Annotated in this window: 22 protein-coding genes, 2 pseudogenes and 2 riboswitches; of the genes and pseudogenes, 14 read left to right on the top strand and 10 right to left on the bottom strand. The window is 70.2% G+C overall.

Features of this window, described 5'->3' with window-relative positions:
- Positions 1 to 106: 106 nt before the first annotated feature.
- The 6 genes from ACZ5DS_RS14225 to ACZ5DS_RS14250 all read left to right on the top strand — a co-directional run bounded on the left by ACZ5DS_RS14225 (position 107) and on the right by ACZ5DS_RS14250 (position 6,626).
- Positions 107 to 1,330, top strand: a complete 1,224-nt coding sequence (locus ACZ5DS_RS14225) for a L,D-transpeptidase (protein ID WP_468237486.1) — start codon at positions 107 to 109, stop codon at positions 1,328 to 1,330.
- Between the two features lie 156 nt (positions 1,331 to 1,486).
- On the top strand, positions 1,487 to 2,716 hold the full coding sequence (locus ACZ5DS_RS14230; RefSeq protein ID WP_468237488.1) for a L,D-transpeptidase: 1,230 nt from the start codon (positions 1,487 to 1,489) through the stop codon (positions 2,714 to 2,716).
- A 106-nt stretch (positions 2,717 to 2,822) separates the two neighbouring features.
- Complete coding sequence (locus ACZ5DS_RS14235) at positions 2,823 to 3,590, top strand: enoyl-CoA hydratase/isomerase family protein (protein WP_468237491.1); 768 nt, start codon at positions 2,823 to 2,825, stop codon at positions 3,588 to 3,590.
- A 286-nt stretch (positions 3,591 to 3,876) separates the two neighbouring features.
- Complete coding sequence (locus tag ACZ5DS_RS14240) at positions 3,877 to 4,380, top strand: ATP-binding protein (RefSeq protein ID WP_468237493.1); 504 nt, start codon at positions 3,877 to 3,879, stop codon at positions 4,378 to 4,380.
- A 264-nt stretch (positions 4,381 to 4,644) separates the two neighbouring features.
- Positions 4,645 to 5,436, top strand: coding sequence for a polysaccharide deacetylase family protein (locus tag ACZ5DS_RS14245; RefSeq protein WP_468237496.1), 792 nt, complete (start codon positions 4,645 to 4,647; stop codon positions 5,434 to 5,436).
- Positions 5,436 to 6,626 carry a YVTN family beta-propeller repeat protein gene (locus tag ACZ5DS_RS14250; protein WP_468237498.1) on the top strand — a complete coding sequence of 397 codons (1,191 nt, stop codon included), beginning with the start codon at positions 5,436 to 5,438 and terminating at the stop codon, positions 6,624 to 6,626. The genes ACZ5DS_RS14245 and ACZ5DS_RS14250 overlap by 1 nt, the downstream gene beginning before the upstream one ends.
- Here the strand turns inward: ACZ5DS_RS14250 and ACZ5DS_RS14255 are convergent.
- Positions 6,593 to 7,252, bottom strand: coding sequence for a GNAT family N-acetyltransferase (locus tag ACZ5DS_RS14255; protein WP_468237501.1), 660 nt, complete (start codon positions 7,250 to 7,252; stop codon positions 6,593 to 6,595). The two genes, ACZ5DS_RS14250 and ACZ5DS_RS14255, sit on opposite strands and share 34 nt — an antisense overlap.
- A gap of 46 nt (positions 7,253 to 7,298) precedes the next feature.
- Here ACZ5DS_RS14255 and ACZ5DS_RS14260 point away from each other — a divergent pair, with 46 nt between their 5' ends.
- The 3 genes from ACZ5DS_RS14260 (at position 7,299) to ACZ5DS_RS14270 (ending at position 9,295) form a co-directional block, all read left to right on the top strand.
- Positions 7,299 to 8,213, top strand: coding sequence for a MerR family transcriptional regulator (locus tag ACZ5DS_RS14260; RefSeq protein WP_468237504.1), 915 nt, complete (start codon positions 7,299 to 7,301; stop codon positions 8,211 to 8,213).
- Positions 8,214 to 8,272: 59 nt separating this feature from the next.
- The gene (locus tag ACZ5DS_RS14265) at positions 8,273 to 8,485 is read left to right on the top strand and encodes an EF-hand domain-containing protein (protein WP_468238228.1); all 213 of its coding nucleotides are present in this window, start codon (positions 8,273 to 8,275) and stop codon (positions 8,483 to 8,485) included.
- 147 nt (positions 8,486 to 8,632) lie between these two features.
- The gene (locus ACZ5DS_RS14270) at positions 8,633 to 9,295 is read left to right on the top strand and encodes an NADPH-dependent F420 reductase (RefSeq protein ID WP_468237507.1); all 663 of its coding nucleotides are present in this window, start codon (positions 8,633 to 8,635) and stop codon (positions 9,293 to 9,295) included.
- 15 nt (positions 9,296 to 9,310) lie between these two features.
- Here the strand turns inward: ACZ5DS_RS14270 and ACZ5DS_RS14275 are convergent, their stop codons facing one another.
- From ACZ5DS_RS14275 to ACZ5DS_RS14285, 3 genes and pseudogenes are all read right to left on the bottom strand, one after another.
- A complete protein-coding gene (locus ACZ5DS_RS14275) occupies positions 9,311 to 9,865 on the bottom strand; it encodes a GH25 family lysozyme (protein WP_468237510.1) in 555 nt (184 codons plus the stop codon).
- A gap of 106 nt (positions 9,866 to 9,971) precedes the next feature.
- On the bottom strand, positions 9,972 to 11,003 hold the full coding sequence (locus tag ACZ5DS_RS14280; protein ID WP_468237513.1) for a phosphatidylinositol-specific phospholipase C domain-containing protein: 1,032 nt from the start codon (positions 11,001 to 11,003) through the stop codon (positions 9,972 to 9,974).
- 117 nt (positions 11,004 to 11,120) lie between these two features.
- A pseudogene (locus tag ACZ5DS_RS14285) lies at positions 11,121 to 11,330 on the bottom strand (roadblock/LC7 domain-containing protein); the annotation flags it as partial.
- On the opposite strand from ACZ5DS_RS14285, the pseudogene ACZ5DS_RS14290 reads away from it, so the two are divergent.
- A pseudogene (locus ACZ5DS_RS14290) lies at positions 11,321 to 12,286 on the top strand (restriction endonuclease fold toxin); the annotation flags it as partial. The pseudogenes ACZ5DS_RS14285 and ACZ5DS_RS14290 sit on opposite strands and share 10 nt — an antisense overlap.
- A gap of 7 nt (positions 12,287 to 12,293) precedes the next feature.
- Complete coding sequence (locus tag ACZ5DS_RS14295) at positions 12,294 to 12,689, top strand: immunity 7 family protein (RefSeq protein ID WP_468237516.1); 396 nt, start codon at positions 12,294 to 12,296, stop codon at positions 12,687 to 12,689.
- A 127-nt stretch (positions 12,690 to 12,816) separates the two neighbouring features.
- On the opposite strand, the gene ACZ5DS_RS14300 is transcribed toward ACZ5DS_RS14295, so the two are convergent.
- The 6 genes from ACZ5DS_RS14300 to gcvT all read right to left on the bottom strand — a co-directional run bounded on the left by ACZ5DS_RS14300 (position 12,817) and on the right by gcvT (position 18,075).
- A complete protein-coding gene (locus tag ACZ5DS_RS14300; protein WP_468237519.1) occupies positions 12,817 to 13,209 on the bottom strand; it encodes a type II toxin-antitoxin system VapC family toxin in 393 nt (130 codons plus the stop codon).
- Positions 13,206 to 13,478 (bottom strand): hypothetical protein, encoded by a 273-nt coding sequence (locus ACZ5DS_RS14305; protein WP_468237521.1) that lies wholly within the window; start codon positions 13,476 to 13,478, stop codon positions 13,206 to 13,208. Before ACZ5DS_RS14305 ends, ACZ5DS_RS14300 begins: the two co-directional genes overlap by 4 nt.
- A 253-nt stretch (positions 13,479 to 13,731) precedes the next feature.
- Positions 13,732 to 15,099, bottom strand: a complete 1,368-nt coding sequence (locus ACZ5DS_RS14310; protein WP_468237523.1) for an L-serine ammonia-lyase — start codon at positions 15,097 to 15,099, stop codon at positions 13,732 to 13,734.
- A gap of 84 nt (positions 15,100 to 15,183) precedes the next feature.
- Complete coding sequence (gene glyA / locus ACZ5DS_RS14315) at positions 15,184 to 16,449, bottom strand: serine hydroxymethyltransferase (RefSeq protein ID WP_468237525.1); 1,266 nt, start codon at positions 16,447 to 16,449, stop codon at positions 15,184 to 15,186.
- 14 nt (positions 16,450 to 16,463) lie between these two features.
- The gene (gene gcvH, locus ACZ5DS_RS14320) at positions 16,464 to 16,841 is read right to left on the bottom strand and encodes a glycine cleavage system protein GcvH (protein ID WP_468237527.1); all 378 of its coding nucleotides are present in this window, start codon (positions 16,839 to 16,841) and stop codon (positions 16,464 to 16,466) included.
- A gap of 115 nt (positions 16,842 to 16,956) precedes the next feature.
- A complete protein-coding gene (gcvT, locus tag ACZ5DS_RS14325; protein WP_468237530.1) occupies positions 16,957 to 18,075 on the bottom strand; it encodes a glycine cleavage system aminomethyltransferase GcvT in 1,119 nt (372 codons plus the stop codon).
- Between the two features lie 41 nt (positions 18,076 to 18,116).
- A riboswitch (glycine riboswitch) is annotated at positions 18,117 to 18,229 on the bottom strand.
- Positions 18,230 to 18,330, bottom strand: a riboswitch (glycine riboswitch).
- A gap of 177 nt (positions 18,331 to 18,507) precedes the next feature.
- On the opposite strand from gcvT, the gene ACZ5DS_RS14330 reads away from it, so the two are divergent.
- The 3 genes from ACZ5DS_RS14330 to ACZ5DS_RS14340 all read left to right on the top strand — a co-directional run bounded on the left by ACZ5DS_RS14330 (position 18,508) and on the right by ACZ5DS_RS14340 (position 20,995).
- Positions 18,508 to 19,176, top strand: coding sequence for an AAA family ATPase (locus ACZ5DS_RS14330; RefSeq protein ID WP_468237532.1), 669 nt, complete (start codon positions 18,508 to 18,510; stop codon positions 19,174 to 19,176).
- Between the two features lie 73 nt (positions 19,177 to 19,249).
- Complete coding sequence (locus ACZ5DS_RS14335; protein ID WP_468237535.1) at positions 19,250 to 20,041, top strand: enhanced serine sensitivity protein SseB; 792 nt, start codon at positions 19,250 to 19,252, stop codon at positions 20,039 to 20,041.
- 186 nt (positions 20,042 to 20,227) lie between these two features.
- Complete coding sequence (locus tag ACZ5DS_RS14340) at positions 20,228 to 20,995, top strand: enhanced serine sensitivity protein SseB C-terminal domain-containing protein (protein WP_468238230.1); 768 nt, start codon at positions 20,228 to 20,230, stop codon at positions 20,993 to 20,995.
- The last annotated feature ends 145 nt before the right edge of the window (positions 20,996 to 21,140 follow it).

The following is a 21,140-nucleotide window of genomic DNA, read 5'->3' on the forward strand; positions in this document are numbered from 1 at the left end:
CGACGTGGCGCGGCGGCTCCCCTTCGCGTCGTCCTCCCCACAGTTCTGCCCAGCACTGGCGTCGCACTCACGTTTCCCCGGAGCGGGCCGCGTCGTTGAGTCCCACGTGAGGCACGTACAAGGACGCGCACGGCGCGCGGGGGCCGCGCTGGCCGCGGCAGTGACATGGGCGGGTCTGCTGGCCGGCTGCACCTCGGGCGGCCCCGGCGGACTGGACATCGACGGGGTCCTCGGCAAACCCCCGGCCCCCGAGGACGTCATCCGGGTCACCCCGGACGACGGCGCCAAGGGCATCCGGCCGGGGGACGGGCTGCGGGTACGGGTGCCGGGCGGGCGCCTGGAGAAGGTGAAGGTCGTCAAGTCCCAGGACGCGCAGGAGACCCCGGTCCCCGGGCACGTCGGCGCCGACGGGATCACCTGGGAACCCGACGAGAAACGGCTGGCGCTCGCCGCCAAGTACACCGTCGACGTGGTCGCGCTGGACGCACACGGCCACCGCTCGGCCCGGCACACCACCTTCACCACCTACGTCCCGGACGAGCGGTTCATCGGCTACGTCACCCCCGAGAACCGCTCCACCGTCGGCACCGGAATGATCGTCTCCCTCTCCTTCAACCGGGAGATCGCCGACCGCGCCGCCGTCGAACGCGCCGTACGCGTCAGCGCGAAACCGTCCGTGGAGATCCGCCCGCACTGGTTCGGCACCACCCGCCTCGACTTCCGCCCCGAGACCTACTGGAAGCCCGGCACCGAGGTCACCGTCGACCTCGGCCTCAGGGACGTCGAGGGCGCGCCCGGCGTCTACGGCCTGCAGCGCAGGACGTTCACCTTCACCGTCGGCCGCAGCCAGGTGTCCCGGGTGGACGCGGCCGAACACATGATGGAGGTACGGCGCGACGGGCAGCTGCTCACCACCGTGCCGATCACCGCCGGCGCCCCCAAGACCCCCACCTACAACGGGAAGATGGTGGTGATGGAGATGCTGGAGGTCACCCGCATGAACAGCCGGACGGTCGGCTTCGGCGGCGAGTACGACATCCCCGACGTCCCGCACGCCATGAAGCTCACCGAGTCCGGCACCTTCCTGCACGGCAACTACTGGTCCCCGGACGCCCCCGGCCATGTCAACGTCAGCCACGGCTGCGTCGGTCTCCTGGACGTCAAGGGTGGCAGCTCGGACACCCCGGCGGGCTGGTTCTTCGACCGCAGCCTCGTCGGAGACGTCGTCGAAGTCGTCAACAGCAAGGACAAAACGGTCGCTCCCGACAACGGCCTCGGAGGGTGGAACATGGCGTGGAAGGAGTGGAAAGCGGGCAGTGCGGTCAAGTAACCAGATGGGGGCGGGGTTTCGGGTGGCGGCGGTCGGTTGAATTTGCGACGGAACGGTGACCTTCACCTGACACTCCGCTCAAAACCCTGCGGTTAACATGCGCACACCAAGTGTGGTGGGGAGCGGGCCTGACCTGGCCCGACGAGGGGAGAGCAAGTGAACATGCGGCCGATATCGGGGGCATCGGTGCGGGGGAGAGGCCGTAAGGGGACGGCGCTGATAGCCGGCGCCCTGCTGGTGACCCTCACCGCGTGCGGCGGCGGTGACGACTCGGGGTCCGGTTCGGGGAACGGCAAGGGCAAGGACGCCACGCAGCAGGGCGGGCAGTCGACGGCCGCCGTCAGCATCTCGCCCAAGTCCGGTGCCAGGGGCGTCGACACCAGCGGCGCGCTGAAGGTGAACGTGACCAAGGGCAAGCTGACCGAGGTCACCGTCAAGGACGGCAAGGGCGCGAAGGTCGACGGCGCCATCAGCGGCGACGGCGCCTCGTGGACGCCGTCGATCCATCTGGCCGGCGGCACCAAGTACACGGTGCACGCGGTCGCCAAGGACTCCGAGGGCCGCGAGGCCGCCGAGGACTCCAGCTTCACCACGCTCACCCCGACGAACACCTTCCTCGGCACCTTCACCCCCGAGGACGGCTCCACCGTCGGGGTGGGCATGCCGTTCTCCGTCCGCTTCACCCGGGGCATCACCAACCCCCAGGACGTCGAGAAGGCCATCAGGATCAAGACCGAGCCGGCCGTGGACGTCGAGGGCCACTGGTTCGGCAACGACCGCCTGGACTTCCGGCCCGAGAAGTACTGGAAGGCCGGCACGAAGGTCACCGTCGACCTCAACCTCGACGGCGTCGAGGGCCGCGACGGCGTCTACGGCAAGCAGCACAAGACGGTGAAGTTCACCATCGGGCGCAACCAGGTCTCCTACGTGGACGCCAAGAAGCACACGATGAAGGTCACCCAGGACGGCAAGGTCATCAAGACCATCCCGGTCACCACGGGCAAGCCCGGCTACGACACCTGGAACGGCCAGATGGTCATGCGCGAGAAGCTCACCGTGACCCGCATGAACGGCGAGACCGTCGGCTATGGCGGCGAGTACGACATCAAGGACGTCCCGCACGCCATCCGCCTCACCGACTCCGGCACCTTCATCCACGGCAACTACTGGGGCGGCGACGCCTTCGGCAACTACAACGCCAGCCACGGCTGCGTCGGCCTGCGCGATGTGCGCGGCGGCTACGACAAGGACGTTCCGGCGGCCTGGTTCTTCAACCACTCGATGAGCGGCGACGTGGTGGTCGTGAAGAACTCCCACGACCGCACGGTGGCCCCCGACAACGGCCTCAACGGCTGGAACATGTCGTGGGCCGACTGGAAGAAGTGAGCCCTCGCTGAGGTGCGGGCCCGGTGCTGTGACTCACGGCACCGGGCCCGCTCCCGTTGATCCCCCACCGACCCGCTGGCCGTTAGTCCCCGTTAACCTGCTGCGCATGACCGTGAATCTCGAAGTCGCCGAAGGTGTCGGAATCCTGCGTCTGGACCGGCCGCCGATGAACGCGCTGGACGTCGCCACGCAGGACCGGCTGAAGGAGCTCGCCGAGGAGGCCACGCGCCGCGAGGACGTACGCGCCGTGGTGATCTACGGCGGCGAGCGGGTGTTCGCGGCGGGCGCGGACATCAAGGAGATGCAGGACATGGACCACACCGCGATGGTCCTGCGCGCCCGCGCCCTGCAGGACTCCTTCACCGCCGTGGCCCGCATCCCCAAGCCCGTCGTCGCGGCCATCACCGGGTACGCGCTCGGCGGCGGCTGCGAGCTGGCCCTGTGCGCGGACTACCGGATCGCCGCCGACAACGCCAAGCTGGGCCAGCCCGAGATCCTGCTCGGCCTCATCCCCGGTGCCGGCGGCACCCAGCGCCTGCCGCGGCTGGTCGGCCCCTCCAAGGCCAAGGACCTGATCTTCACGGGCCGTCAGGTGAAGGCCGACGAGGCCCTCGCGATCGGTCTGGTGGACCGGGTCGTCCCGGCCGCCGAGGTGTACGAGCAGGCGCACGCCTGGGCGGCCAGGCTCGCCCAGGGACCGGCGATCGCGCTGCGCGCGGCGAAGGAGTCGATCGACACCGGACTGGAGACCGACATCGACACCGGGCTCGCCGTCGAGCGGAACTGGTTCGCCGGTCTGTTCGCCACCGAGGACCGCGAGCGGGGCATGCGCAGCTTCGTGGAGGAGGGTCCGGGCAAGGCGAAGTTCCTGTGAACTTCACCGGCTAACTATCCCGGCAGGGCTTGTAGTTGACGCCTTGTCTGATCCGGGTCCCTCGATGGGGCGGTTTATGGGAGCCTTAAGGCACCCTTAAGCCTGCCTCGTCGAGGGAGTCTGTCGATTGCCCGGAAGCGAGCCGTCGTCGCAGGTCGATGGGGCTGCCGTAGACCCTGACATGCCGTCGGCATATGCCCGCGGGCCGGGGTGGAACGGGGGCGCACGGGGGGCGTATTCCTCCGGAACGGCCACGGAGACGGCCCCGGACGGCCATCATGGGGGCATGGCGGGGCTGGAGGGCATCGAACAGCCGCGGGGACACAGCCGTGCGGCCGCGGCGCGCTGGTCGCCCGCGGTGGAGGACGAACGGGCGCTCCAGGCGCTCGAACTGTTCGGTGACCCGACGGAGGCGGAGGTCCCGCTGCCGTCCCTCCCGGAGTCCGCCGCGACCGCGCGCCGGCTGGCCCAGGTCGTCGTGCTGCGGCAGTGGGGGCTGACCCCCAAGATGACCGAGGACGCGGTCTTACTCGTCTCCGAACTCGTCGGCAACGCCGTACGGCACACCGGGGCCCGGGTCTTCGGCCTCCGGATGCGCCGCCGCCGCGGCTGGATCCGCGTCGAGGTCCGCGATCCCTCCCGGGGGCTGCCCTGTCTGATGCCGGTTCAGGACATGGACGTCAGCGGCCGCGGCCTGTTCCTGGTGGACAAACTCTCCGACCGCTGGGGCGTCGACCTCCTGCCGCGCGGCAAGACCACCTGGTTCGAGATGAGGGTCGCCGACCGCTAGGGCCTGTCCGGCGGATCAGGTCGCAGGGAGTCTACGGCGCCTTATCAGCGCTGGTGAGCGGGGCCTGGTGCGTCCAGCTGCAAGGCGGAGGAGGGCGGCGACGCGGAGCGTCGGCAACTGACGACAACGCGGCAGATGGGCGTGCCAGGCCCCGCGTCTCCGGCATGATCCGCCCGACAGGCCCTAGGGCGCCGTGCGTCACCGCGACCCGAAATCGTCCCTCGAACAGGCTAATCGGCGGTTTTCTCACCCATCGCCCCTTAAATGGTGCGCGTGACCACGACCAACCGACGCGGGGCGTTGCGCGCGGGTGCCGGGCTCGTCGCCGGGGGTGCGCTCGTCGCCGGGTGCGGTGCAGGCCAGGGCGGCCCGCTCGCGACCGCCGCGTCCGCCCGCGCGTCCGGCCACCCTGCGGCCACGTCCCGCACCGCACCCGCACCCCGCGCCTACCCCGGGCAGCCCGCCCAGATCACCCACGGCCCGCGCACCCGCGCCCGGGTCGCCCTCACCTTCCACGGCCAGGGTGACCCGGACCTCGCCGAGTCCCTGCTCAACGCGGCCGAACAGCGCGGCGCCCGGCTCACCGTGCTCGCCGTCGGCACCTGGCTGGACCAACACCCGGGCCTCGCCCACCGCATCCTCGACGGCGGCCACGACCTCGGCAACCACACCCAGCGGCACCTCTCCGTCAACGCCATGGCCGAAAGCGAGGCCGCCCAGGAGATCACCGACTGCGCCGAGCGCCTCAAGCGGCTCACCGGTTCCATCGGCACCTGGTTCCGCCCCTCCCGCTCCCCGACCGCCTCCCCTCTGGTCACCCGTCTCGCCCGCGCCGCCGGCTACCCGCACGTGCTGTCGTACGACGTCGACTCGCTCGACTACACCCGCCCCGGCGCCGACGCCGTCACCCGCAAGGTTCTCGCCGACGTGCGCAGCGGATCGGTGGTGAGCCTGCACTTCGGGTACCCGGACACGGTCGCCGCCCTCCCCGCCGTACTCCACGAACTCGACCGTCGTCACCTGCACGCGGTCACCACCACGGAGCTGCTGAGCTGATGCAACCAACGAAAGCCGTCCGCCTCCTGGCCGCCGGGACCGCCCTCACCGCCCTGGCCCTGCTGTCCGCATGCGGCGGCGGCACCGCGCACCACGAGAACGAGGCCCTCGGCAGCAAGGCGCCACCGGTTCAGCCGCAGGTGAAGAAGCAGCAGGTGGACGTGTTGCCCGGGATGCCACCGGTGCAGGACCCGAAGGACGTCTACGCGGCCGACCGCCCGAACCAGCTGTCTCCGGTCGTCAGGGACTTCCCGTCCCGGGTGTACGTCCCCAACACCAACTCCGACACCGTCACCGTCATCGACCCCGCGACCTACCGGATCCTCGAGACCATCCCGGTCGGCCGGCAGCCCCAGCACGTGGTGCCGTCCTGGGACCTGAAGACCCTGTGGGTCAACAACGACCTCGGCAACAGCCTCACCCCCATCGACCCGAGGACCGGGAAGGCCGGCCGGCCGGTGGCCGTGCACGACCCGTACAACCTGTACTTCACGCCCGACGGCAAGTACGCGATCGTCATGGCCTCCATGGACCGTCAGCTCGTCTTCCGCGACGCGCACACCATGAAGGTCGTCAAGTCCGTCCCGGTCAGCTGCTACGGCGTCAACCACGCCGACTTCTCCAGGGACGGCCGGTACTTCATCGTCTCCTGCGAGTTCAGCGGCGAACTGCTGAAGGTCGACACCGCGCGGATGCAGGTCCTGGCCCAGCGGAAACTGCCCCTGCACGGCGCGATGCCGCAGGACGTCAAGGTCTCCCCGGACGGCAAGCTGTTCTACATCGCCGACATGGTGGCGAACGGCCTGTGGATCGTGAACGGGGACACCTTCCCCGAGCCGACGTTCCTCGCCACCGGCAAGGGCGCCCACGGGCTGTACGTCAGCCGGGACTCCCGTGAGATGTACATCTCCAACCGCGGCGAGGGGACCATCTCCGTCTTCGACTTCGCCCGGAACCGGCTCACCAAGAAGTGGCACCTGCCCGGCGGCGGCAGCCCCGACATGGGCGGGGTCTCGGCCGACGGCAAGGTGCTGTGGCTCTCCGGCCGCTACAACTCCGAGGTGTACGCCATCGACGCCCGCACCGGCACCGAACTGGCCCGCATCAGGGTCGGCAGCGGCCCCCACGGCCTCGCCGTCTACCCGCAGCCCGGCCGCTACTCACTCGGGCACACCGGTATCTTCCGCTGAAGCAACAGCTCCGAACCCACCGGACGGTACCCGGCCGCCTGGAACGCCCGCATGCTGCGGGCGTTCCCCGCCGACACCTGGGCCCACACCGGCTCCCCGGCCAGCTGCCGCGCCGCCGTCACCAGGGCCCGGCCCAGCCCCCGGTGCCGTACCGCGTCGTCCACCTCGACCGCCGCCTCCAGCCGGCCCGCCACCCCGCGCCCCAGCACCAGCACACCGCCGTCCGCGGCCCACACCCGGACGTCGTCGCGCCGCCGCCGCGAGCTGACCACCCGCGGATGGGACGGGTCGGCGATCTGCCGCAGCCCGAGCGCCGGACGCCCCGGCAGCGGCGATCCGACGAGCATCACGTCGATCGTGTCCGCACGGCGCCCCGTGCGGTCCATGAGGGCGGTCAGGAAACGCGCGTTCATCGTGGCGGCCAGCGCGTCGGCCTCGTCCCCGACCGCGCGCAGCGCCTCGCGCACCCAGTCCGGATCCTCGTCGGTGAACACGACCGAGTGGGCGGTGAAGGCCAGCACACCGGCGTCCCGGGGAGAGGGCTGGGGAATGACCGTCGTGCCGCCGTCCGGCGGTGGGAAGACGCCCTGCGCCGCACCGTCGAGAATGTCCCGCAAGGTCTCCACCGCGCTCCTTGAGTCTCCACCGACTGGAAGGCCCAGACTCGCAGACGTGATCGACAACGGCACCGGACTTTTCACCATCGGCGAGCTGGCCCGGGCCACCGGCCTGACGGTGCGCACCATCCGCTACTGGTCCGACGAGGGCGTCCTGCCCCCGGTGGGCCGGTCCGCGGGCGGCTACCGGCTCTACGACACCGCGTCCGCGGCCCGCCTGGAACTGATCCGCACCCTGCGCGAGCTGGGGCTCGGCCTGGAGGACGTGCGGCGGGTGCTGGCCGGGGAGCGGACGGTGGCGCAGGTCGCGGCCGCGCATGTGGCGGCCCTGGACGCGCAGATCCGCGCGCTCAAGGTGACTCGCGCGGTGCTGTCGAGTGTGGCACGACGCGGTTCGAGCGCGGAGGAGACAACCTTGCTGAACAGACTGGCGCGGCTTTCGGCCGCCGAGCGAGCCCGGATCGTCGAGGACTTCATGGCGGAGATCTTCGAGGGCCTGGACACCGCCGACCCCGACATCCGGACGCGGCTGCGCTTCGCCCCGGCCGACCTGCCCGACGATCCGACGCCCGAGCAGGTCGACGCCTGGGTGGAGCTGGCGGAGCTGATCCAGGACCCGGAGTTCCGGGCCCTGATGCGCAGGATGATCGAGTTCAACGCGGCGGACCGGGGTCCCGGCGTCCCCTCGGGCACCTCCCTGTGGTTCATGAGCCGGCTGGTGCAGCTCGCGAGCGGGGCTCGCCGCGACGGGATCGCCCCCGAGGCGCCCGAGGCCGAGGAGCTGCTGCGGCAGCTGCTGGGCGACGCCGACCGGGCCGCCGTACTGGAGCGGTTGGAGGCGGCCGAGAACACGCGGGTGGCGCGGTATCGCGAGCTGGCGGCCGTGGTGAGGGGGCTGGAGCCGCAGCCGGGGCACGAGCAGGACTTCGCCTGGGTGGTCGCCGCACTCCGCGCTCGCGCGTGCCGTTAATCTGACCAGCGACAGTACGCCGGTACGGCATGAGAAACGCGAACAAAAGGGGCGGATCGGTGGCGGACATCGAGGAAGCACGCAAGCAGTTCCAGCGGATCGACGCGGACGGTGACGGATTCATCACCGCCGCCGAGTTCAAGTCCGCCCTGGCCCAGGAGGGGGACTGGAACGTCACGGAGGCGGTCGCCGAGGCCATCATCAAGCAGCGGGACCTCAACGGCGACAAGGTCCTGTCGTTCGACGAGTTCTGGGCCTACCTGAGCAAGTGACGCGATCGAAGGGGGTGCCCGTCCCGTGGGGAGGGCACCCCCTTCGTCTGTCATCCATTCGCCGTAGCCACCGGAATAGGCTCGTTCCGCGCAAGGTTGTCGCCCGCAACGGAAGCATGCACATGCATCGATCCTGAAGGGCGTGCAATGAAGATCGGCATCATCGGCGCGGGCAACATCGGCGGCAACCTCACCCGGCGGCTCACGGCCCTCGGCCACGACGTGTCCGTGGCCAATTCGCGGGGCCCCGAGACCCTCAGGGAACTGGCCGAGGAGACCGGCGCGACCCCGGTCCGGGCGGCGGAGGCGGCCAAGGGCGCCCAGGTCGTCGTGGTCACCGTCCCACTGAAGCGGGTCCCCGACCTCCCCGCCGGCCTGCTGGACGGCGCCGCCGAGGGCGTCGCCGTGATCGACACCGGGAACTACTACCCGCAGCAGCGGGACGGCCGGATCGCCGGCATCGAGGACGAGGGCCTGACCGAGAGCCGCTGGACGGAACGGCACCTCGGACATCCCGTGATCAAGGCCTTCAACGGCACCTACGCCCAGGACATCCTGGACCGCCCCCGCCCGGCCGGCGACCCCGAGCGCATGGCCCTGCCGGTGGCCGGCGACGACGAGGCCGCCAAGCGGGTCGTGCGCGACCTCATCGACGAACTGGGCTTCGACACGGTCGACGCGGGCGGCATCGACGACTCCTGGCGCCAGCAGCCGGGCACCCCGGTGTACGGCCTCCAGGCGGGCCTGGAGGCCGTACGCAAGGCCCTGGCGGAGGCCTCTCCGGAACGTCCGGCGGACTTCCGCGGCTAGGCTGCCCGCACCCCGCTAGGACGTGGCCCACCTGCGCAGGGCGGCCCGGTCGGCGAAGTCGGCCACGTCCTTGTCGTGGGGCTCGCTGGTGTACTGGTGGAAACGCCACTTGGCCTTGATGCGGGGCTTGCCCGCGGTCACGTAGTCGGCGATCCAGAGGCCGTCGCCGGCGTACGAGGTGACGTCCACGTTCAGCCAGTACTCCCGGTTCGCGTAGAGCAGGACCTTGTTGTGGGGGCGGAGTTCCTTCACGGTCCGGATGAACAGGTCCTTCTCCGCGTTGCTGGCGTGGGTGCCGTCGCTGGTGGTCTCCCAGTCGACGGCGAGCAGGTCACCCGCCTTCTCGGGGGCGTGCTGGACGAAGTACTCGGCCTGGGCCTTGGTATGGCCCGGCCACAGGAAGTGGTAGAAGCCGACGACGAGTCCGGCATCGCGGCCGGTCTTGGCCTGGGCGGTGAGTCTCGGGTTGATGTACGAACGCCCCTCCGTCGCCTTGATGAAGACGAAGGAGAGGCCGTCCGTGTCGTATGACGCCGACTGGTACGCGCTGACGTCTATGCCGTGGAGCATGGGGCACTCCTTGAGTGTCAGTGGGGTGACAGGAGTTGACTGGTGTATGCCCCACCTTGGCACGGGCGATCCCTCGCCGCGCCCGGAACCTCGGCTTCTCCCAAGGTCAGCCCCGAGTCGTCACCGACCCCAGCACCGAAGCCGGCTCGGCCGACCAGTCCGAGGTGATGAGACTCGCGTGGTCCTTGGCCAACAGGGCCAGCCGGGAGGCGACTTCGGCGTCCGTGGGGTTGGTCGAGGAGATCGCCGGGGACACGTTGTTCGCGTCCGTCGTGATCAGGATGTAGTGGTTCGCGGAGTAGAACGAGGTGTCGTACCCGTTGTTCACGTACGTCGCCGCGTCGCCGTCGAAGAACACGAACCAGGGCCGGATCGAGGCGTCGTAACGGCCGGTGCGCGGGTCGCCGCTCTCGGCGCCGAGCACCGCGGGGAAGGCCTGCGCCCGGCCGATGGTCCCCGCCGCGTACAGGTCGCGAAGGTGGTCGCCGTACTCCTCGTCCGTCCAGTAGTGGTCGAACGGGTTGGCCTGCTCGACCGTGCCCGGGATCAGCTCGAAGAGGAACTTGCCCCTGAGGGAGTCGCGCGTGGGCCAGGCGTTGGCCTTGGCCGCCGCGTCCAAGGAGGAGTAGGTGCCGCCCAGTAGGTCGGCCGGCTTGTACACGCTGCTGCCGAGCTTCTGCGACACCAGGGTGTCGAACTCGTCCGGGCCGAGGCCCCGGTTGTTGTTGAAGCCGACCTTCATCTCGACCTTGACGACGATCGGGGCGTGGTCCGGGTGGAGCTGGTTCCAGGCCGCCATGTTGTCCAGGCAGCTGCCGAGGTCCTGGTTGCGGCTCTTGCTGTACAGCTCGCTCGGCGTCTTCGCGGCCTCGCAGTTGTTGTCGTTGCCGAGCGGATTGCTGTGGCTCACCCGCCACCGGTGGGTCAGGCTGTCCACGTACACGTCCAGCTCCAGCAGCGAGGCGCCGGAGTCCAACGCCTGGGCGAAGTACGTGTACTTGGTCTTCTCGTATGCGTTGTGCGTCCCGATGGCCGTCGTCTCGGAGAACCTGGGCGACGCCGCGTGGGCGTGTGCCGGTACCGCCGCCAACAGAGCGGCGGCGCCCACGAGCGCCGCCAGCCGTCTCGCTATGCGCATGCCTGAACTCCCTTTTGCTGTCGCCAAGTTGGCGGCAGCGTAAGGGCAGGTGGTTACTCTGCGGTAGCCTCCGGAGGAACAGTGACGCGGGAACGCTCGCGGAAGGCGTGGCCGCGCCTATCCCGCGGTCGCGGGCGCGGAGTTGAGTTCGCGCACCAACTGCGGGGTGAGCAGTTCGCCGGCGCGATCGGCGAGGACGGCCATTTCGTAGCCGACCAGACCGACATCGCACCCCTCGGCAGCCAGGACGCCGAGGCAGCTTCCGTCGCGGATGCGGCCGACCATGAGGAAGCCGCCGAGCATCTCGATCATGACGTGCCGAAGACCGTCTGACTTCCGTCACCACGCCCGACGGCACCGTCTGGCGGTACCGCTACGACCCGCTGGACCGCCGCACCGCAAAGGAGAGGCTGTCAGTCGAGGGCGATCGGGTCGTCGAGCGCACGGAGTTCGTCTGGGACGGACCTGTCCTGGCCGAGCAGTCCACGGCTCCCACCGGACAGGTGCCCCACTGCACCACTCTCACTTGGGACTATGACGGTCTGGCGCCCGTCGCTCAGACCGAGCGGCTCATCGACGCGGCCACGCAGGACGAGATCGACGCCCGCTTCTTCGCCGTTGCCACCGACCTGATCGGCACACCCACCGAACTCATCGACGAACAAGGCTGCATCGCCTGGCACAGTCGCACCACGCTGTGGGGCGTCACCACGTGGAACGCGAACGCGACCGCGTACACCCCCCTGCGCTTCCCCGGCCAGTACTTCGACCCCGAGACCGGCCTCCACTACAACCACCACCGCTACTACGACCCGTACACCCCGCGCTACGTCACCCCCGACCCGCTCGGTCTGGCGCCGGCCCCCGACCCGGCTGGCTACGTGCACAACCCGCACACCACCAGCGACCCGCTCGGCCTCGCGCCGTACGAGAAGAATGGTGGCCTAGGCAGTCTCGTCAAGGTCAACAAGCCCGACCCCGCCGCCGATGCCCTGGCCGAGCGGCTCGGCGGCGAGTCCCGGGTTAAGTTCGAGCACGACCCGAAGGGGCGGGAGATCGACGCGATCAGCGACGACTACGTGGCTCAGTCAAAACCAGGGGGTATGCAGATGGGCAGCGCTCTCAGAAACCAGGCAAAAGCCACATTCGTGTATGCAATACAGTCCGGCCGTACCCCCTACTTCCACTTCGATGGCGAGCCGGGGCCCGGAGTGATCGTGAAGCTCCAGGAGTATGGCAGGCGGTACGGTATCGAGCCCGTGATCGACACGACACCGCTGTGAGAGGCACATGTACGAGTTCCATGGCTGGTTCGGCATCGCCGAGTCCCCCGAAGAGGCGGACGCGGGAACCCTCGAGGAGGGCGTGGCCGAACTGCGGTCGGCCATCGACCGCATCGACTGGGCGACCGGCGAGGCGACGTTGAAGGTCCACAACGGAGAGTACTTCGTGCGCGCGGACGGTCTGGTGAACCGGCGCCGTGACGAGGCCGAGGAGCTGGACGCCCTGATCCATTTCATCGCCCGCCGTTTCCCCGGCTCCTGGGGCCTGCTCTACGAACGTTCCGCCGACATGGACCACCCGCCGGGGCCCGGCGCCTTTCGGGTCCGTGTCATGGCCAGGGGCGAGGTACAGGACCGGCTCGATCCGTTCCTGTCACCGTGCCGCCCGGTCATCGAGGACTGACGGCCCTAGGCTGGACACGACGCTGCGGAGTGCACGGTGAGGCTCGTCCTTCACCAGGACACGCGTGCCGTCACCCGTTTCCGGATTCACATCGCCTGCAGCCGATGTCAGCCCGGCTCGCACTGCCTCAGACCTTGATCACACGGATGCCGGTACCGCACAGCGTGCGGAGGTCCTCCGGATCCGAGGTCAGGACGGTCACTGGGGCGGGTGAGGAGAGTGCGGTGGCGGCGACGATGGCGTCAAGGGCGTATTTGTGGCCGTGCAGTCCGGCTGCGGCGAGGAGTTTGCTGGCGTGGCGGGCGATGGCTTCGGTGGGCGGGATGATGTTGACGCGGGAGACGGCGTAGTCGAAGCGGGCCTGGTAAGTCTTGGGGTCGCGGGCTTCGACAAGGGTGACGGAACTGGTGACGACAGGGATGTCCTCGGCCTCGGCCGCGGCCAGCCACTCGGTGAGTTCGGGCGTGCGTCGTACGAGTTTGGACAAGCCCTCACAGTCCAGGACGAGGGTGCCGCTCACGCGGCGTCCGCCGAACCTGCTGCGTCCCCGCGCAGGATGGCTCGCTTGGCCTCGACCGCGGCCTGGTCTACGGGGCCGTGTTCGGTTTCCGCGCCTTCGATGAGTTCGCGCAGCCGGTCCCGCTCCAGTTGCCGCTGGATGAGGGCTTCGACGTAGGCGGACATGCCGCGCTTGCCGGTGCGTGCCTTGAGGGCGGCGATCGTGCCCTCGTGGAGGGAGACGGAGACAGGGCGTACGGGGCCTTCGCCGGGAGCCGGGGAGGTAGCCATGCGGCAAGTTTAACAAGACTCTTGTTACTGGGCTGGGGGATTCTGCCTTCCCCCACCACTCGGACGCCGATGGTTCGACAGCAGTGAGTGCCGCGAACCCCAGGTCAGCGGCCGATCCTCTAGCGTTTTCCTGGGGACTTTTCGGGGACTTTCACGACTGTCCCAGGGACATTCCGGGGACTTTCCGCCGCGTAAGCAGGGAAGGCCCTGACAGCGCCGAAAGACACGAACGCGCTGGTCAGGACCTACTTCGTCAGCACTCGATGATGTTCACCGCGAGCCCGCCCCGCGCCGTCTCCTTGTACTTCACGCTCATGTCCGCCCCGGTGTCCTTCATGGTCTTGATGACCTTGTCCAGGGACACCTTGTGGGAGCCGTCGCCCCGCATCGCCATCTTCGCGGCCGTGACCGCCTTCACCGCGGCCATGCCGTTGCGCTCGATGCAGGGGATCTGGACCAGGCCGCCGACCGGGTCGCAGGTGAGGCCGAGGTTGTGTTCCATGCCGATCTCGGCGGCGTTCTCGACCTGCTCCGGGCTGCCGCCGAGGACCTCCGCGAGGGCGCCGGCCGCCATGGAGCAGGCGGAGCCGACCTCGCCCTGGCAGCCGACCTCGGCACCGGAGATGGAGGCGTTCTCCTTGAAGAGCATGCCGATGGCGCCGGCCGCGAGGAGGAAGCGGACCACGCCGTCCTCGTCGGCGCCGGGCACGAAGTTGATGTAGTAGTGCAGGACCGCCGGGATGATTCCGGCCGCGCCGTTCGTGGGGGCCGTGACCACGCGGCCGCCCGCCGCGTTCTCCTCGTTCACCGCCATCGCGTAGAGCGTGAGCCACTCCATGGCGTGCGCCAGCGGGTCGCCCTCGGCGCGCAGCTGGCGGGCCGTGACGGCCGCGCGGCGGCGGACCTTCAGACCGCCGGGCAGGATGCCCTCGCGGGACAGGCCGCGCGTAACGCACGCGCGCATCACGTGCCAGATCTCCAGCAGGCCGGCCCGGATCTCCTCCTCCGTGCGCCAGGCCCGCTCGTTCTCCAGCATCAGCGAGGAGATCGACAGGCCGGTCTCCTTCGTGAGGCGGAGCAGCTCGTCGCCGGTGCGGAAGGGGTACTTCAGGACCGTGTCGTCCAGCACGATGCGGTCCGCGCCGACCGCGTCCTCGTCGACCACGAAGCCGCCGCCGACCGAGTAGTACGTCTTGGAGAGCAGTTCCGTGCCCGCGGCGTCGTACGCCCACAGGGTCATGCCGTTGGCGTGGTAGGGGAGCGCCTTGCGGCGGTGCAGCTTCAGGTTCGCGTCGAAGTCGAACGCGATCTCGTGCTCGCCGAGCAGGCTCAGCCGCCCGGTCGTCTTGATGTCCTCCACCCGCTGGTCCGCCGTCTCCACGTCCACCGTGCGCGGCGAGGCGCCCTCCAGGCCGAGCAGCACCGCCTTGGGCGTGCCGTGGCCGTGGCCGGTCGCGCCGAGTGAGCCGTACAGCTCGGAGCGTATCGACGTGACGGACTCCAGCAGCCCTTCGTTGCGCAGTCGCCGCGCGAACATGTGCGCCGCGCGCATCGGGCCGACCGTGTGGGAGCTGGACGGGCCGATGCCGATCGAGAACAGGTCGAAGACCGAGATGGCCACGGGGGGACTCCTCAATACGGGGGGTGGTGCGGGGGAGGGTGCCCCACTCACCTACCAGTGTGCGGGGCACCCTACAAAAAGGAACTACTTGCTCAGACCGGGGTACAGCGGGTGCTTGTCGGCCAGGGCCTTGACCCGGGCCTTCAGGCCTTCCGCGTCGTATGACGGCTTGAGCGCCTCGGCGATCACGTCCGCGACCTCGGCGAAGTCCTCGGCCGTGAAGCCGCGGGTCGCCAGGGCGGGCGTGCCGATCCGCAGACCGGACGTCACCATCGGCGGGCGCGGGTCGTTCGGGACGGCGTTGCGGTTGACCGTGATGCCGACCTCGTGGAGGCGGTCCTCGGCCTGCTGCCCGTCCAGCTCGGACTCGCGCAGGTCGACCAGGATCAGGTGCACGTCCGTGCCGCCGGACAGCACGTTCACGCCGGCCTCACGGGCGTCGGCCGAGGTCAGCCGCTCGGCGAGGATCCGCGCGCCCTCGACCGTACGGCGCTGGCGCTCGGCGAACTCCTCCGAGGCGGCGACCTTGAAGGACACCGCCTTGGCCGCGATCACGTGCTCCAGGGGGCCGCCCTGGAAGCCCGGGAAGACGGACGAGTTCAGCTTCTTCGCGAAGTCCTTCTTCGCGAGGATGATGCCGCCGCGCGGGCCGCCCAGCGTCTTGTGGGTCGTGGAGGTGACCACGTCCGCGTACTCGACCGGGTTCGGGTGCAGACCGGCGGCGACCAGGCCCGCGAAGTGCGCCATGTCGACCCACAGGAAGGCCTCGACCTCGTCGGCGATCCGGCGGAACTCGGCGAAGTCCAGCTGACGCGGGTACGCCGACCAGCCGGCGATGATCACCTTGGGGCGGTGCTCCTTGGCGAGCCGCTCGACCTCGGCCATGTCGACCAGACCGGTCTCGGCGTCCACGTGGTACGCGACCACGTTGAACTGCTTGCCGGAGAAGTTCAGGCGCATGCCGTGGGTCAGGTGGCCGCCGTGGGCGAGGTCCAGGCCGAGGATCGTGTCCCCGGGCTGGGCCAGCGCGAACAGGGCCGCCTGGTTGGCGGAGGCGCCGGAGTGGGGCTGCACGTTGGCGTACTCGGCGCCGAACAGCTCCTTGATCCGGTCGATGGCGATCTGCTCGGCGACGTCGACGTGCTCGCAGCCGCCGTAGTAGCGGCGGCCCGGGTAGCCCTCGGCGTACTTGTTGGTGAGGACCGAGCCCTGGGCCTCCATCACCGCGAGCGGCGCGAAGTTCTCGGACGCGATCATCTCCAGCGTGGACTGCTGGCGGTTCAGCTCGGCGTCGACCGCGGCGGCGATCTCCGGGTCCAGCTCGTGCAGAGGCGTGTTCAGGACAGTCATACGGCTACGACTCCTCAGCCGGCGGAAAAGGCGGTGTACTCGTCGGCGGTGAGCAGGTCCTCCGGCTCGTCCGTGACGCGTACCTTGAACAGCCAGCCGCCCTCGAAGGGGGCCGAGTTCACCAGCGACGGGTCGTCGACGACGTCCTGGTTGACCGCGGTGACCTCACCGGTCACGGGGGAGTACAGATCGGAGACCGACTTGGTCGACTCCAGCTCGCCGCAGGACTCGCCCGCGGACACCGTGTCACCGACCTCCGGGAGCTGGACGAAGACGACATCGCCGAGCGCGTTGGCCGCGTGCTCCGTGATGCCGACCGTCGAGACGCCGTCCTCGGCGGCCGACAGCCACTCGTGCTCCTTGCTGTAGCGCAGCTGCTGGGGGTTGCTCATGGCCTGAATTCTCCTGTACGCGCGGGAGTGCTGGTGAATGGGGGACTGCTGGACCTGCTGATGAGCAGGTGAATGTGCGCAGCGTCACGTCCCGGGGACGGACCGCGCCCAGTGTCTACTTCTGGCGCTTGTAGAAGGGCAGTGCCACGACCTGGTACGGCTCGTGGCTCCCCCGGATGTCCACACCGACGCCCTCGGTGCCCGGCGCCGCGTGCGCCGCGTCGACGTAGGCCATGGCGATCGGCTTGCCCAGGGTGGGGGAGGGGGCGCCGGAGGTGACCTCGCCGATCACCTGGCCGCCCGCGACCACGGCGTACCCGGCGCGCGGCACCCGGCGACCCTCGGCGATCAGCCCGACGAGCACCCGCGGCGGGTTCTCCTCAGCCTTGGCGGCGGCCTCGGTGAGCGCCTCGCGCCCCACGAAGTCGCCCTCCTTCTCGAACTTCACCACCCGGCCGAGCCCGGCGTCGAACGGCGTCAGGGACGTGGTCAGCTCGTGCCCGTACAGCGGCATGCCCGCCTCCAGGCGCAGGGTGTCCCGGCAGGACAGGCCGCACGGCACCAGGCCGACGCCCTCGCCGGCCTTGGTCAGCGCCTGCCACAGCTCCACCGCGTGCTCCGGCTTCACGAACAGCTCGAAGCCGTCCTCGCCGGTGTAGCCGGTGCGGGCGATCAGCGCGGGGACGCCGGCGACCGTGCCGGGCAGGCCCGCGTAGTACTTCAGGCCGTCCAGGTCGGCGTCGGTGAGGGACTTCAGGATGCCGGGGGACTCCGGGCCCTGGACGGCGATCAGGGCATACGCGTCCCGGTCGTCGCGCACCTCGGCGTCGAAGCCCTCCGCACGCTCGGTCAGCGCGTCCAGCACCACCTGGGCGTTGGAGGCGTTGGCGACGACCATGTACTCGGTCTCGGCGAGGCGGTAGACGATCAGGTCGTCCAGGATGCCGCCGTCGGCCTGGCAGATCATGGTGTAGCGGGCGCGGCCGACACCGACGGAGGCGATGTTGCCGACCAGGGCGAAGTTCAGCAGGGCGGCGGCCTGCGGGCCGGTCACGGTGATCTCGCCCATGTGGGAGAGGTCGAAGAGACCGGCCTTGGTGCGCACCGCGAGGTGCTCGTCGCGCTCGGAGCCGTAGCGCAGGGGCATGTCCCAGCCGGCGAAGTCGGTCATCGTCGCGCCGAGCGAGCGATGCAGGGCATCGAGCGCGGTGTGACGGAGTTCGGTACTGCTCATCGGTCGGTCGTCTCCCAGGGCAGGCTGACGGGCGAGGAAGTTCCTCCCCATCTGTCATCGGAACCTGAGAGGTTCGCCGAGACCGCCACAGGGACGATCACGGCTTGCACCTTGGGTGGAGCCGCTGACACAGCGGCCCGCTTTTCAGATGTGCCTCGCCCGCGCGGTAACGGGGACCTGAGAGATTCAAGGGAGGGACTTGCTCCTTCGGCGCCCCGGCATCAGTGCTGCCAGGGACTCTCCCGCGCGGATTCAAGCGGCCGGTATGCAGTTGGCGGGCACATCATTGCACGCCGCGCCCCCACCCGTCAGGGCCGCATCTGTAACCGAGCTGTGGCAGTACGCGCACCGAACCACTGGACACGGCGCATTACCTTCTCTTTACATCCGAAGGGCAAGGGGTCTCTACGCACACAGGGGAGGACGATCACGGTGAACAGGACCACGGCCTACGCCGCCACCACCGGCGTCGCGGTGCCGAAGCAGCCCTCCGCCCCGGCCCGCGAGCGCTGCGCCGACCGCCCGGCCCCGGTCGTCCGCGACCTGCGCGACCGTGCCGGCCACAGCCCGCACGCCCTGCTCTTCGGCGCCCGTGACCTGGTGGTGATCACCGGCCTGCCCGGCAGCGGCAAGTCCACCCTGATGCACCGCGCGGTCCCCGGCCACCGCATCGACTCGCAGGACACCCGCGACCGCTGGGACGCCCGGATGCCCCGCCTCCTGCCCTACGCGCTCTACCGCCCGCTGGTCCGCCTCGCCCACTACGCCGGGCTGCGCCGCGCCCTGCGCACCGGTGACGGGGTCGTCGTGCACGACTGCGGCACCCAGTCCTGGGTGCGCGCCTGGCTCGCCCGCGAGGCCCGCCGCCGCGGCGGCACCCTGCACCTGCTGCTCCTCGACGTCACCCCCGGCACCGCCCGGGACGGCCAGCGCGAGCGCGGCCGCGGCGTGTCCCGGTACGCCTTCCGCCGCCACCGCCGTACGACCGGCCGCCTGCTGCGCGCGGTGGAGCGGGGCGAGCTGCCCGCCGGCTGCGGCTCGGCCGTGCTGCTGGACCGGGACGCGGCGGACGTCCTGCACCGCATAGCCTTCACCGGCTGAGCGGAGCCGCCGCTGTCACAGGCACCCGCTAGCCTTTTGATCCACAGCATGGTTCCCAGCAGGCGGTAGGCAGATGGACTTCCCGGCGGACACTCCCGCGGACTTCCCGGCACAGGCGCACCCCCACCCGCACGGCGGTTGGCCCGGCAACGAGCTGGAGGAGGTGCTCTCGGCCTCCCTCGGCATACCCGCCGCCGGCGGCCGGATCATCGAGGTCCTGGGCCGGAGCTTCCTCTGGATCCCGCTGCCGAACGGGGGCGGCCCGCAGAGCGGCCCGCTCGACCTGCCCACCCTGGAGATCGAGGGCCAGGTGTACGTCCCGGTCTTCAGCTCCGAGGAGCAGCTCCGCCAGGCGACCGGCTCCCACATGTCGTACACCATCGCCCCGGCGGTGGAGTTCGCCCGCGGTCTGCCCCCGCAGGTCGGCATCGCCGTCAACCCCGACGGCGTGGTCGGCGTGCCGCTGCCGCCCGAGGCGGTGGCCGAGCTGTGCCGCGCGGGCCGCACGCCGCTGGACGGACCCAGCACCGGGGGCCGGGTCCGCCTCTTCGAGCCCGACTGGCAGGACGACCCGGTCGACTTCCTCTCCGCCGCCTCCGCCGAGTTCGCCGCCACGGGCGTGGTCCTCAGCGCCCGCCGCTGCCTGGCCGCCGTCGAGACGGCCGACCCGGTGATGTTCGTCGGCGTCGAGCTCACCCAGTACGAGGGCGACATCCGGGCCCTCCCCCTGGAAGCCCTGGGCCGCGCCCTCGGCACCGTCCCCGTCCAGTGGCCGGTCAACTTGGTCCTCCTGGACGTGACGGACGACCCGGTGGCCGAATGGCTCAGGGCAAACGTCCGACCCTTCTACGAGTACGGCCACTAGAAGCCGACCCCAGGGGCAGCTGACCCAGGGGCGCGGGGAACTGCGCGACAAGCCACAACGCACCGGCACCCGCGCACAGACATCGGGCTCCAACCCGGTAGGCGCTTAAGCTGTCCCCAAACGAGGGGCACTGAAAAGAGAAGGGCACGACAGGTGAGCGCGAGCCACAGCGGCAGCGTCGAGCACATGCTGCGCCAGGTCACCCCCGGCCGCTACGACGCCTACGAAGCACTGCTGCGCGCCCTCGCCACCCCCTCCTCCGGCCAGATCTGGATGCTCCTGTGGCACGGCCAGGCCGGCTCCCCCGACGCCCAGTACGGGAACATGGAGGTCGACGGCTTCAGCTACGCCCCCTGTGTGACCTCCGCACAGGAACTCTCGGCCAGCGGCTGGAACCGCTCCTACGAAGTGGTCGACGGACTGGACGTCGCCCGCACCCTCTACCCCGACCACTACGGCCTCTGGCTCAACCCGCACGCACCGGGCGGCGGCGTCGGCATCCCCTGGCTGGACCTGCGCCGCATCGCCACCGGCCTGGACCGCCAGCCCGCCGGCCCGCTGCGGCTCGCGGAACCCGGTATCGACATCCCGCAGTTCTACGCCCTGCTCGCGCAGAACGCCCACCGCACCCCGGCGCTGCGCTCCCTGCGCCGCGCCTGGGTGCAGCCCGCGCTCGGGGCGCCGTATCTCGCCATCGGCCTGGACGTGTACGACACCTCGCCGGCCGCGGTCGACTCGGTGCGCGCGATGATGCAGCAGTCCGTCGGCGCGGTCCCGGACGGGCTGCCGGTGTCGACGGTCGCGATGACCGACGACTACGACCCGGTCGTGATGTGGATGCGGGCCAACGCCCGCCCCTTCTACGACCGCGAGGCCCACGCGGTCGCACCCCAGCCCCAGCCGCAGGCCCCGGCTGCCGGCTACGGATATCCGCCCGTGCACGGCGCCTACTGAGCGGCATACCCCGCCCTGCCGTGTGCGACGGGTCGACGGCGACGAGTGCGTGGTCACCGGGTGTGATCAGCGCGTCCGGGAGCCGGGTCCGTAGGTTCGGATAACGGAATCCCCATCGCCGCATCACGGTTATGCATACTTTCGC

The organism is Streptomyces sp. NPDC031100, from assembly GCF_055570785.1.